This window comes from Pseudomonas rhizophila (assembly GCF_003033885.1).
Taxonomy (GTDB): domain Bacteria; phylum Pseudomonadota; class Gammaproteobacteria; order Pseudomonadales; family Pseudomonadaceae; genus Aquipseudomonas; species Aquipseudomonas rhizophila.
On record NZ_CP024081.1, the window covers coordinates 886125 to 898330 of the forward strand.

16 protein-coding genes are annotated in these 12206 nt (G+C 58.1%); 14 read left to right on the forward strand and 2 right to left on the reverse strand.

The window, feature by feature from the left end; genetic code table 11:
• Positions 1–3: 3 nt before the first annotated feature.
• From CRX69_RS04125 to recX, 11 genes are all read left to right on the forward strand, one after another.
• On the forward strand, positions 4–1167 hold the full coding sequence (locus CRX69_RS04125) for a phage tail protein (protein ID WP_107321592.1): 1164 nt from the start codon (positions 4–6) through the stop codon (positions 1165–1167).
• Entirely contained in the window at positions 1164–1673 is a 510-nt protein-coding gene (locus CRX69_RS04130) for a hypothetical protein (RefSeq protein ID WP_047230015.1), read from the forward strand. The genes CRX69_RS04125 and CRX69_RS04130 overlap by 4 nt, the downstream gene beginning before the upstream one ends.
• Positions 1674–1700: 27 nt before the next feature.
• Complete coding sequence (locus tag CRX69_RS04135; protein ID WP_076386123.1) at positions 1701–2798, forward strand: phage tail protein; 1098 nt, start codon at positions 1701–1703, stop codon at positions 2796–2798.
• A 7-nt stretch (positions 2799–2805) separates the two neighbouring features.
• Positions 2806–3366 carry a tail fiber assembly protein gene (locus CRX69_RS04140; RefSeq protein WP_107321593.1) on the forward strand — a complete coding sequence of 187 codons (561 nt, stop codon included), beginning with the start codon at positions 2806–2808 and terminating at the stop codon, positions 3364–3366.
• 111 nt (positions 3367–3477) lie between these two features.
• Complete coding sequence (locus CRX69_RS04145; protein ID WP_107321594.1) at positions 3478–4374, forward strand: gp53-like domain-containing protein; 897 nt, start codon at positions 3478–3480, stop codon at positions 4372–4374.
• Positions 4375–4821, forward strand: a complete 447-nt coding sequence (locus CRX69_RS04150; protein WP_076386117.1) for a phage tail assembly chaperone — start codon at positions 4375–4377, stop codon at positions 4819–4821.
• Between the two features lie 25 nt (positions 4822–4846).
• Positions 4847–5410, forward strand: a complete 564-nt coding sequence (locus CRX69_RS04155) for a glycoside hydrolase family 19 protein (RefSeq protein WP_107323231.1) — start codon at positions 4847–4849, stop codon at positions 5408–5410.
• Positions 5392–5928, forward strand: coding sequence for a lysis system i-spanin subunit Rz (locus CRX69_RS04160; RefSeq protein ID WP_047230021.1), 537 nt, complete (start codon positions 5392–5394; stop codon positions 5926–5928). Before CRX69_RS04155 ends, CRX69_RS04160 begins: the two co-directional genes overlap by 19 nt.
• A 69-nt stretch (positions 5929–5997) precedes the next feature.
• Positions 5998–6498, forward strand: coding sequence for a CinA family protein (locus CRX69_RS04165; RefSeq protein ID WP_047230022.1), 501 nt, complete (start codon positions 5998–6000; stop codon positions 6496–6498).
• Positions 6499–6581: 83 nt separating this feature from the next.
• Positions 6582–7634, forward strand: coding sequence for a recombinase RecA (gene recA / locus CRX69_RS04170; protein WP_047230023.1), 1053 nt, complete (start codon positions 6582–6584; stop codon positions 7632–7634).
• Positions 7635–7642: 8 nt separating this feature from the next.
• On the forward strand, positions 7643–8110 hold the full coding sequence (recX, locus tag CRX69_RS04175; protein WP_107321595.1) for a recombination regulator RecX: 468 nt from the start codon (positions 7643–7645) through the stop codon (positions 8108–8110).
• A gap of 46 nt (positions 8111–8156) precedes the next feature.
• Here the strand turns inward: recX and CRX69_RS04180 are convergent, their stop codons facing one another.
• On the reverse strand, positions 8157–9275 hold the full coding sequence (locus CRX69_RS04180) for an LOG family protein (RefSeq protein ID WP_107321596.1): 1119 nt from the start codon (positions 9273–9275) through the stop codon (positions 8157–8159).
• A 450-nt stretch (positions 9276–9725) separates the two neighbouring features.
• Here CRX69_RS04180 and CRX69_RS04185 point away from each other — a divergent pair, with 450 nt between their 5' ends.
• On the forward strand, positions 9726–9920 hold the full coding sequence (locus CRX69_RS04185) for a hypothetical protein (protein WP_076386115.1): 195 nt from the start codon (positions 9726–9728) through the stop codon (positions 9918–9920).
• Here CRX69_RS04185 and CRX69_RS04190 read toward each other — a convergent pair whose 3' ends face one another.
• Positions 9921–10343, reverse strand: a complete 423-nt coding sequence (locus tag CRX69_RS04190) for a PA3611 family quorum-sensing-regulated virulence factor (RefSeq protein WP_047230027.1) — start codon at positions 10341–10343, stop codon at positions 9921–9923.
• A gap of 181 nt (positions 10344–10524) precedes the next feature.
• Between CRX69_RS04190 and CRX69_RS04195 the strand changes: the two genes are divergently transcribed.
• A complete protein-coding gene (locus tag CRX69_RS04195) occupies positions 10525–11268 on the forward strand; it encodes a tRNA-uridine aminocarboxypropyltransferase (RefSeq protein WP_047230028.1) in 744 nt (247 codons plus the stop codon).
• Positions 11269–11492: 224 nt separating this feature from the next.
• A complete protein-coding gene (erdR, locus tag CRX69_RS04200) occupies positions 11493–12146 on the forward strand; it encodes a response regulator transcription factor ErdR (RefSeq protein WP_047230029.1) in 654 nt (217 codons plus the stop codon).
• Positions 12147–12206: the final 60 nt, after the last annotated feature.

A 12206-nucleotide genomic window follows, 5' to 3' on the forward strand; every position in this document is an offset into this window, starting at 1 on the left:
GAGATGGATTATCCGAAGAGTGTGCCCAGCGCCGGGCTGGTGAACGGGAAGTTCGTGGATGAAAACCCGTTGACCGGGACGCCGGGGTCGTTGATTCCGGCGGCCTGGGGGAATGGGGTGACGCAGGAGATTGTGAATGTCATCAAGGCGGGGGATCTGACGCCCGATGAAACCCAAAACGATCAATTACTCGAGGCGATTCAGTCAGTCGCCGCCAAGGGCTGGAACCAGGATCTCGCGCTTCCGATCGCCGCTTTGTCGCTGCCGACGATTGCAACGGCGGATGCCCGTCTGGCAGTAACGCCTACGGCCGTATCCACCAGCGGCGGCCGCGTCTCGATTCCGGCGGGTGTGTACCTCAGCATCGGACAAGACCTGGTGAGTGGACGGTTGGGCCGTTCACGTACCTACGTGACGACGGCGTGGAGCAGCGCCGATCTGTTGCCCAGCGCCAGCTATTTTCTAAGAGCACAGGTCATAGGCGGCGCACTGACGTTCTATGTGCAGCGTGGAAGCCTGTATGACCTCCCGCCGGAATCCTTGAAGGGGACTGTCAACGGAGCGTCCGGCGGCGGCTTTGCGTCGACGCCCCTGGACATGTGCCTGGCCTGGGTGATGACCGGGGCGCCGGGCTCCTTGCCGACGATTCGCACGATTTACAACCGTGCTCAATTGACCTGGACGCAAACGGTGAATGGCAGTGGAGTGGTATATCTGCCGTTGGATCCCCACGCCCGAGCAGCACGGCTTGTGGCGGGTAATCCGACACCCGCGCCGAACGTCGTGACCTCGCTGTCGTTTGTTCAGTCAGGGTGGCTTGGGGGCAACTACAGCTACCTGTCACCCGCCGCTACAACTCCTGGCAACAATGCCGTGGGCTGGGCGAACCCCGCAAGTCCGTATATGTGCGTGTTGTTCTCCAACAACGTCGTCAATGACGTGAGCGTCTCCACGGTCACGGCCAGTTTTGACCATGCCCAGTCGCGTTCGCTTTGGCAGTCGTATCAGGCCGAGCACACATTGGGCGCCACCAATGCCGATAGCGACGAGTTGCTATTGAGCATGGGGATCAAGGGGCACCAGGCCCTGACGGATTACAGCGTGGGCATCGGCGTCAACTTTATCAACGCAGTCAATGTTCACCTGTCCTGGGAGCTGATCCGATGAAAGTCATTCAAGAGCTGCACCAGTACGAAGATGGACTTCGCCCGCCTGCGCCTTCATCCGCCCATATCTGGGAGGACGGTACGTGGGTGCTTACCGAAGAGAATGCCGCCGAGCAGTTGCGTCAGGAAGCCGAACGCTTGTGCGCCACGGTCGATACCGCTGCCGACAGCGCCCGCCGCACGTTGGCCGGTGATCCCTTGCGTGCCTTGGAATACCAACAAGCCGCCCAGGAGGCGCAGGCCTTCAAGGATCAGGGCTACCCGAAAAAATTGGTTCCGTTGTCCGTTTCTGCGTGGGTCGTCAAAGGGCGCACAGCCAGGCAGGCGGCGGATCAGATTCTCGCCAAGGCCGCCGAATTTGAAGCAAACCTACTGGCGCTTCGCGAACTGCGTCTCAAGGCCAAGGCACAGATTCGCGCACACATGGCCAAAGGCAAGGCGGATCTTGCCAGCCAAGCCGTTGATGATGTGCTCGCGACTATCCGGGCACTACGTCTTCGCGCTTGAGCCCCATCTCATAGAGAGCAATAAAATATGGATTATCCAAAAAGTGTTCCCAGCGTCGGGCTGGTGAACGGTCGGTTTGTGGATGAAAACCCGTTGGCGGGTACGCCTGGATCGCTGATTCCGGCGGTATGGGGAAACAGTGTCACCCAAGAAATCCTCGGCGTGATCTCCTCGGCCGGCATGACGCCGTCCGAAGCGGATAACGGCCAGTTGATCAAGGCACTGCAAACCATTCTCGGGCGTAGTAGTCCGATGCGTTCAGTCGTCACGCGGCTTACCACATCAAAGGTGTTGGCCGCCGACGAGTTAGGGCTGGTGCTGATCGATTCAAGTGCTGGTGCGAGCACTGTAACCCTACCTGCGGCCAATGCGGCGCTCGGTGTTCGCGATGTGATTGTGCGGCGTGTGGATAACAGTGGTAACCGTCTGACGGTGCGGGCTGACGGTAATGATAGGGTTCGGTTTCATACCCATCTGGCAGCCAATGGTTATCCATTCCTGGTGTTAATGGGCAGCGGGGATTGGTGGCACCTGCGCAGTGACGGGACGGGAGTCTGGTGGCCCTTGGGGCGGTTTGATGCCACCCCGTTGGGGCGCATCTCATTTGATAGCGCGCGTCAGGTACTGCCCGGCGGTTATGCCGTACTCAATGGTAATCTCCTGTCGCGTAGTGATTGGCCGTGGTTGTTCGATTTAGCTCAATCATCCGGTGTGATGGTGACCGAGGCTACCCGAGTAGGGAGCGAAGGTGCCTGGACTAACGGTGACGGTGCTACCACCTTTCGCCTACCCGATATTCGGGGCGAATTTCTGCGTGTCCTGGATGAGGCGCGAGGGGTGGATGTCAACCGCCTGGCGGGTAGCAGGCAGGCGGATGCCTTGGAAAGTCATAACCATTTCCTGCCAACCAGCTCAGGTACTGCTGTGCGTCCGACGCCTAGTCTTCCTGACAGCCTATGGGATTTGACGCATGACGTTAATGCCGCGCCCGTGTCTGGCACTCTCGGTACGACATTTCCCAACGCGGCTTATAACAGTGGCGATTCTGTGGGCAATATCGGAGGTTTCAGTACCGAAACTCGTCCCAGAAACATCGCCTATCCCGCTCGAATCAAGTTGATCTGAGGCCACTATGTTCATCTATCTATTTGACGACAATGGCGTCCTGTCGGGCCCGGTCGAGCTTCCAGTAACGCCCGGCATGGGCATCCAGATTCCAAGCAACGGCATCCAGCTCTCTTTTGAATTGCCCGCTGCCCAAGATCATCATTCTTGGGTCATGGTCAATGGCGTTCCTCGTGAAATGGTGGACTGGCGTGGTTCGGTGTATCGCAAGGACAACGGCGCTCTTCTGGAGTGGACCGAGTTCGGTGAGTTGCCAGATACCTACACAGCCGAACCTTGGCCGGGTAGTTACCATGTGTGGCGAGAGAGCATGTGGGTATTTGATGAGGCGCTACAGCGGGCTGATCTCAAACGCGAAGCCTTGGCAAAACGCGATAAATTACTGCGTGAGGCCGTTCAAAGGATTGCTCCTTTCCAATACGCCGAAGACATCGGCGACGCGAGCGATCAGGAACAACTGGCGCTCATGGAGTGGAAACTCTATAGCGTTGAATTGAATCGCATCCAGCATCAGGTCGGTTTTCCAACCGATATCAACTGGCCTGTCATGCCAGAATCTGCCGCGTAAGCAACCACGGCAGACCATCAAAACTTCCTTAATCTTATGGTGCCACTGCGCATTAACGGTGAGGCTTTATATCGCCTTCATTTTGATCGCTGGTCAGTCAGGAGCGAAAAGTTGGATTATCCAAAAAGTGTGCCCAGCGCAGGTCTGTCGAACGGCAGGTTTGTGGATGAGGATCCCTTGACGGGTACGCCGGGATCCTTGATTCCCGCCAGTTGGGGCAATGGTGTGACGCAGGAGTTGCTGAGTGTCATTCAAACCGCAGGACTAACACCGTCGGAACAATTGGATAACCAGTTGTTGACGGCCTTGCGTGGCAGCGGATTATTTACCACTGCTCCGCAGTTTGATAACGATAGGTCCGTGGCAACCACAGAGTTTGTAAAACGCAGCGGTGTTCAATATTCCGGCTTTTCCGTGTACGCAGTCAGTACGGCGTTGACACAAGCCCATGTGGGTGGAGCCGTCAGTTTTGCCAGCACTACGGCGATCAACGTCACGCTGCCCAGTACAGTGGGAATCATGCATGGGGCGACGCTGACACTGATCAACGTAGGGGCCGTCGTGAACGTATCGACAGCCTCGCCTACCGATACGCTAGGGCCATCATCCTCAGCGCTTGGCCCCATGGAGCTGGGCCGTGGTGAAACAGCGGAGTTCGTCAAGCTGGACAATCAATGGCGGTTGATAGGTGGCACTGTTCTTCTGAAATATACGTCGTTGTTTTCAGGTCAGCAGGGTAATCCGGGTTATCAAAAGTACGCGAGCGGAAATATCGATCAGTGGGGTTACGGTACAACCGACGCCAACGGAGAAGTGTTTGTTACGTTCCCGATCTCGTTCCCCAATGCTTTTGTTTCGGTTGTGGCGAACCATGCAGGTGGTGATGGGGCCATGGTCATTATGGTAGGTGGAACCGCCACCCGCCAAGGCGTGCGCCTGAAAGTCCGAGACTATTCTGGGCACGTCGCTGCTGGATGGGGCGTTACATATTTTGCGAAGGGTTATTGAATGAATGAATTCACTTTGTTATTCAGTCCAAGCACTTGCGGAGCGTATGTTCCCGGTATCAATGTTTCTGATATTCCCGACGATGTCATCGAAATCCCTCGGGCTTACTGGCTGTCGCTGCTTCAGCAACTCGCCATCTCGCCCAAGCGCGTTTCAGCCAACCCCGACAACGGTTATCCCGTTCTCGTTGACCCACCTGCTCTGACATCGGCCCAGGCTTCAGAAAATGAATATGCGTGGCGCAACGCCCAGCTCACAACAACCGACCGCCTCATCGCGAGAGATCGCGACGAAATGGACGACGGCGGCGGTACGACGCTGGACCAAACACAGTACACACAGCTCCAGGCTTATCGCCGGGCTTTGAGGGATTGGCCGCAGGATGAGCACTTTCCAGCCACTGAATATCGTCCGGTTGCGCCGTCCTGGCTGGCCGGGCACCTTTGATCATGCACTTGTCGATAACCTGAACATGGACCTTACGCAGCAGCAACTCATCAACATCATGCCCAACGCCCGCGCCCAAGCGGGCGTTTTTGTTTCCGCGCTAAACACCGCGATGTCGCGCCATCGTGTCGACACACCCAAACGCATGGCCGCGTTTCTGGCCCAGGTTGGCCATGAATCAGGGCAATTGCGCTACGTGCGCGAACTTGGCAGTGATCAATATCTCAGCAGGTACGACACGGGATCGTTGGCCGTTCGCTTGGGCAATACGCCCCAGGCCGACGGTGACGGTCAGCAATATCGTGGTCGCGGCCTGATTCAGATTACCGGGCGTGACAATTATCGGCGTTGCAGCCTGGGTTTGTTCGGCGATGAACGACTGTTGGCATTGCCGCAACTGCTGGAGCAACCGCAATGGGCGGCTGAGTCTGCCGCCTGGTTCTGGAATCAGAACGGTTTGAACGAACTGGCCGACCGTGATCAGTTCAACACCATCACCCGCCGTATCAACGGCGGTTTGAATGGCTTGCAGGATCGTCTGCAACTCTGGGCGCGGGCGAGGGCGGTGTTATGTCAGCCTTCGACCTGATGCCATTTTCTTCCCGCACCCTTGGCGTCGCTGTGTTGCTGGCGTTGGTGGCCGGCGGCCCGGCGGTGTTGGCCTGGCAAGTCCAGGCGTGGCGTTATGACCGGAAACTGGCGCAAGCGGCCCAGGTCCAGGCGCAGACGCTGAATCAAATCACCCAGGCAGCAGCGATTCAACAGAAGGCCGAGCAAGACAAGCGCCTAGCCCTGGAACAACAACTCTCCGCCAGCGAACAATCCCATTACCGAGCCTTGAGCGATGCCCAACGTGATCAGGATCGCTTGCGCGATCGTCTTGCTACTGCCGATGTCCGGCTGTCAGTCCTCCTCGACGCCGACGATGTTGCCGCCGGTTGTGCAGTGCCTGCCACCGCCAGCGCCGGCGGCGTGGATCATGGCCCCCCACGCGCCCGACTTGACCCGGCGCATGCTCAACGAATTATCGCCATCACCGACGAAGGGGATCGCGGATTGATCGCTCTGCAGGCCTGTCAGGCGTACGTCAGGGCATTGGGGCGCTGATCCGGCGAGCCTTGCAAGCCTGGAATGCTCGTGTACGGTAGGGCCCTTGCATCGAATCAGGAGAGCATCATGGACGACATTACCGAATTGGCCGCTGAACTGGGCCGACGCCTGCAGCGGGTCAATGCCCATGTGAGCACGGCCGAATCCTGTACCGGAGGCGGGATTGCCGAGGCGATCACCCGCATTCCCGGGAGTTCGGCGTGGTTCGAGGCGGGTTATGTCACCTATTCCAACCGCCAGAAGACTCAGCAGCTGGGTGTGCCGGCCGAGCTGTTCGCAACGGTGGGGGCGGTCAGTCGCGAGGTGGTCGAGGCAATGGTGCGGGGCGCGCAGCAAAAAAGCCTGGCGCGTTTTGCCGTGGCGGTCAGCGGCGTGGCCGGCCCCGATGGTGGTACGCCGAACAAACCAGTGGGCACTGTATGGCTGGCCTGGGGCGTTGGCGAGACGGTCATCAGTGAGCAGCGATTCTTCCCGGGTAACCGCGACGAGGTCCGCCGACAAACGGTGAAGGCCGCGCTAGAGGGGCTGTTGCAACATGCCGCTGTAGAAATCTCAAATCAGGGGTAGGCGATCTGTAATCGCTGTGGAATAATACTGGCTACTTATACAGGTGTTGGCCGTCAGGCCTTATTGATTACGTGAGGACTTTAATGGACGACAACAAGAAGAAAGCCTTGGCTGCGGCCTTGGGTCAGATCGAACGTCAATTCGGCAAGGGTGCCGTAATGCGTATGGGCGATCAGGACCGTCAGGCTATTCCTTCCATCTCCACCGGCTCCCTGGGCCTGGACATTGCGCTGGGCATCGGCGGCCTGCCAAAAGGCCGTATCGTTGAAATCTATGGTCCTGAATCTTCCGGTAAAACCACGCTGACCCTGTCCGTGATCGCCCAGGCTCAAAAAGCCGGTGCGACCTGCGCCTTCGTCGATGCCGAACACGCCCTGGACCCGGAATATGCCGGCAAGCTGGGCGTCAACGTCGATGACCTGCTGGTTTCCCAGCCGGACACCGGTGAACAGGCCCTGGAAATCACCGACATGCTGGTGCGTTCCAACGCCGTTGACGTGATCATCGTCGACTCCGTGGCTGCACTGGTACCAAAAGCGGAAATCGAAGGTGAAATGGGCGACATGCATGTGGGCCTCCAGGCTCGTCTGATGTCCCAGGCCCTGCGCAAGATCACCGGTAACATCAAGAACGCCAACTGCCTGGTGATCTTCATCAACCAGATCCGCATGAAGATCGGCGTGATGTTCGGCAGCCCGGAAACCACCACCGGTGGTAACGCGCTGAAGTTCTACGCTTCGGTTCGTCTGGATATCCGCCGCACTGGCGCCGTGAAAGAAGGCGACGAGGTTGTCGGCAGCGAAACCCGCGTCAAGGTTGTGAAGAACAAGGTCGCTTCGCCGTTCCGTCAGGCGGAGTTCCAGATTCTTTACGGCAAGGGTATCTACCTTAATGGCGAGATGATCGACCTGGGTGTGTTGCACGGTTTCGTCGAAAAATCCGGCGCCTGGTATGCCTACAACGGCACCAAGATCGGTCAGGGCAAGGCCAACTCGGCCAAGTTCCTGGCGGATAACCCGGAAATTGCAGCAACCCTCGAGAAGCAACTGCGTGACAAGCTTCTGAGCCCAGTTGCGGACGTCAAGTCGGTGGCTAACCGCGAGACTGCAGACGACCTGGCTGACGCTGACATCTGATCGATTCGATGACCGTCGTACTCGATAACCTCGTCGCGGTGCGGCGAACCGCGATGGACCTGCTCGCCAGGCGCGAGCACGGTCGAGTCGAGCTGACGCGTAAGCTGCGTCAGCGCGGCGCTCCAGATGAGTTGATCGACACGGCCCTCGACCGTTTGACGGAAGAGGGCTTGTTGTCGGAGTCTCGTTACCTTGAGAGCTTTGTCTCTTATCGCGCTCGCTCTGGATACGGCCCCTTGCGAATTCGTGAGGAACTCGGTCAGCGTGGCTTGCAGCGCCCGGATATCGAACTGGCCTTGCGCGAAAGCGGTATCGATTGGCAGGCGCAACTGATGGACACTTGGCGCCGCAAGTTCTCAGGGCATCTGCCCATCGATGCTAGGGAGCGAGCCAAGCAAGGACGTTTCCTGGCATATCGAGGATATTCCATGGAAATGATCAACCGTTTATTCAGCGGGCGCGGCATGGACGACTAAACAACAATGGCCCGCTATTTTGATAGCGGGCCGTTTTTTTATGGACTCAGGTCACCTTGATCGGCTCCCAGGTGAGGGGTTGGGCCTTGGTGGCGGGCTGGGCCCAGTTTTCCGACAGGTTGATGTAATCCACCAGTTCCCTCAAACGACCGTGATCGCGGGCATTGAAGGTAAAGGCCAGTCGGGTCAGATGGCTGAAACGGGCCTCGTCGTGTTCCTCGCCGGCGTAGGCGTGTTGATGAAAACAATCGTTGAGGCACAGGTCGGCAAACTCCGCCTGCAAATGCCCAAGGGCCTGCTCGTTCAGCTTGTGATTCATACGGATCACGAATTGATGTTTGAGCCAGCGGCTGGAGTGGAAGTTGCTGTAAAACTGATTGATCTCCTCTACTGCCTCTTGAGCGCTGTACACCAGGCGCATCAACTTCATATCGGTGGGCAGGATGTAGCGGTTTTCTTCCAGTTGCTCACGGATGAAGTGCAGGGCGCCTTGCCAGAACTTGCCTCCCGGTACATCCAGCAGCACCACCGGCACCAGCGGGCTTTTACCGGTTTGCACCAACGTCAGGACTTCCAACGCTTCATCGAGGGTGCCGAAACCGCCCGGGCAGAGCACCAGTGCGTCGGCCTCTTTGACGAAGAACAGCTTACGGGTGAAGAAGAAGTGGAACGGCAGCAGATTCTGCGTGCCGTCAACGGTCGGATTCGCATGCTGTTCGAAAGGCAAGGTGATGTTGAAACCCAGGCTGTGGTCCCGGCCAGCGCCTTCATGGGCGGCCGCCATGATGCCACCGCCGGCGCCAGTGATGACCATCATGTCCGAGCGTGCCAACTCCGCCCCCAGTTCCCGGGCCAGGCCGTACAGCGGATGTTCGATGGGCGTTCGGGCCGAACCGAAGACCGTGACCTTGCGTCGGCCCTTGAATTGTTCGAGCGTGCGAAAAGCGTGCTCCAGTTCTCGCAAGGCCTGCAGCGTGATCTTGGCATTCCAGCGGTTGTGATCTTCCTGGGCCATGCGCAGGACGGTCAGGATCATGTCTCGGTAGATGGGGAGGTTCGGGCTGTTGGGGGAGACCAGGTTGAGTTGCTCTTCGACCTTACGGGTGAGGTCGTGTCCATGGTCCTCAAAATGACGACTCAGCAAGTCATTCGGTTTGTAAGGCATTCAGCTTCTCCTTCTTGGCAAAACCCCAGCCCGAACGAGAGATTCGTCAGGGCCACGACACTCCGTGTGTCGTTGTCAGCCCAGGACCGTGCCTGGACGTTCGACCTGGTTCGACGCGGCGTGCGACAGGCGACCAAGCCATCCTGCGGGTTCTGCGTTTCCCTTGTATGAAAGAACTGTCACGCGCAAAGGTGTCGGTAGGGCAGCCTCGTTCTGCCTGAAGCAAAGAGATACTTTTGAATCTAGTCCCTCGCGCGGATCTTCGCTGTCTTGATCATGGCGCTCAAAAAATATCGTTGGCAACCGCTCAAATGTCATGCCGCTCGTCAGATTGCCAACTAGGTGCGTGCCGCTCTGATTAACTGATTAGCAAGCATTCAATGCTATGGCGCGTCCAGGACTGGACGCTGCGCGATGGATTGAAGTGGATCGGGCATGGAGGCGGGACTGATGACCAGAGTAACTTTGGAGCTCGACAAGCAGTTGTACCTGACGCTGTTGGAAGCGGCTCATGCTAATCGGGTAAGCCTCGAGGAGGAGTGCTGTCGCCGGTTGGAAGGCCGAGCATGGCGCTCGCGCTACCTGCAGGCGCTGGTGGCGGAACTGCGCGCCGACGATGAGCAGCGGCGCGCCAGTTCGGGTTGATTATTTTTTGGTCTTGGCCGGTTTCGGGCAGTCGGATTCCTGGAAGCGCTCAGTCGCAATGGGGCGATTGGTCTTAACTTCGGTGAACTCGTAGCGCATGGTCGCGCCCTGGGCCATCAATTTGCGCAAGCCTGGGTTGGTACACACGGTGGCACCCAGCTGGAAATAGACGGCCTTGGGGTCGGCCCGCATTTTCTGGGCATGGCTGCTTTGCACGCTCAGATGATTGATCAGCTCAGTGCCTTCTACGGTGTAGCCCTGGTCGAGAATGTCCTCGTTGATTGCCCGGGGCGTGCCGGCGCTGCTTTGCGCGGCTACATTGCGCAGCATCTTGTTCAGTTCGAGTTCTTTCAGCGAAGCGGCCTGTGCGGTGACGGACGTCGCCAGTAGCACGGCAACGGTGGGGACGATAAGGCGCAGCATGAAACTCTCCTGGTTCAGTGACTGGTGGTTCGACCGGTCACATGGCTGTGCGTTCAGTGGTGGCGAATTATAGGGTAGGCCGGGTGGACGGTACAGGTTTGCGCGCTCTGGTAGACTGCCGGCCTTTATCCTGCCGAGTCTTGTTCGTGTCGATTTTCCCTGCCTGTCGGCGTCGCCTGCGATGAACCATGCCCCTAACGCCGTAGCCCGTCTGCGCGACCTGCGCATCGATGAAGGTATCAAGCCGATTCAGGCCCGTGGCTGGCGCGCGCCCCGTTGCAGCGCCTGCCGGGTGATCGAGAGCCATTGCCTGTGCGCCTGGCGTCCGAGCGTCGAGGCTCGTTCGGGTGTCTGCCTGATCATGACCAACAAGGAAGTGTTCAAGCCGAGCAACACGGGTTGGCTGATTGCTGACGTAGTGCGCGACAATCACGCGTTCATCTGGTCACGCACCGACGTCGACGAACAACTGCTGGCGCTGCTCAACGACCCGCAATGGCAGCCATATCTGGTGTTTCCCGGTGAGTATGTCGAACCATCGCGGGTCACACATACCGTCAACCTCGATCAGGGCAAGCGTCCGTTGTTCATTCTGCTGGATGCGACCTGGACCGAGGCGCGCAAGATTTTCCGTAAAAGCCCGTATTTCGACCGTTTGCCGATTCTGAGCCTGTTGCCCGACAGGCTGTCGCGCTACCGCTTGCGCCGCTCGACTCGCAGCGAGCATCTGTGCACCGCCGAAGTGGCGGCGTTGTGTCTGGAACTGGCTGGGGACAGTGACGCTGCCTCGGCCCTGGATGCCTATTTCGATGTGTTCAGCCAGCATTACCTGGGTGCCAAACGACAGCAGGAGATGGATGTGTCCACTGCAGCCCACGCTGAGTTGCAGCCCTTTATTCGTACGGCGCAGCCAGTGTTGGCTTAATAGTGGCCCATACTGAACACGGTAGCGGCCGTGCTGCTTGACCACCCCGGTTTCGCTGGGCATGCTTGGCGCCGATTAGGGTACGGCCAAGGTTTGAAACGCCGTGTTTTTACGTGTTGGCGTTGAACGTACCCCTTTGATGCCGCGGCATGTCGGTATCTTGAGTTGCTTGGGCAAGGCATGAGTGCATCAGGCCTGCCATTAAAAACAGGATCATTTGAAAAATGGCCACATACGAAATCCTGATAGCCGATGACCATCCGCTCTTTCGCAGCGCGTTACATCAGGCGGTGACCATGGGGCTGGGCCCCGATGTCCGACTCACGGAAGTGGCCAGTATTGCGGAACTCGAGGCCCGGCTGACTGAAAAGGCCGATTGGGATCTTGTGCTGCTGGATCTGAACATGCCGGGCGCTTATGGTTTTTCCGGGCTGGTCTTGCTGCGCGGCCAATACCCGCAAATTCCTGTGGTGATGGTATCGGCCCAGGAAGAAGCTTCGGTGATGGTCAAGGCCCGGGAGTTCGGCGCCAGTGGTTTCATTCCTAAATCCAGTTCCCTTGAGATGATCCAGGTAGCCGTCAAGGCGGTCCTGGATGGCGATGTGTCCTGGCCTCCCCAGGCATTCGAAGCTGTGAGCGTGTCCGACGAAGCCAAGGCCGCCAGCGAAGGGCTGGCCAGCCTCACTCCGCAGCAGTTCCGCGTGTTGACCATGGTGTGTGAAGGTCTGCTGAACAAGCAGATTGCCTATGAGTTGAACGTGTCCGAAGCCACCATCAAGGCCCATGTCACTGCAATCTTTCGTAAACTGAATGTGCGCACCCGGACCCAGGCAGCCTTGCTGCTGCAGCAACTTGAGTCCATTTCACCGCAATCGTAGCGTTTTGTTCACGCTTTTTTGACCGGGTTTGAATTAGCTTCTCCACCCCTTTTGATCAGT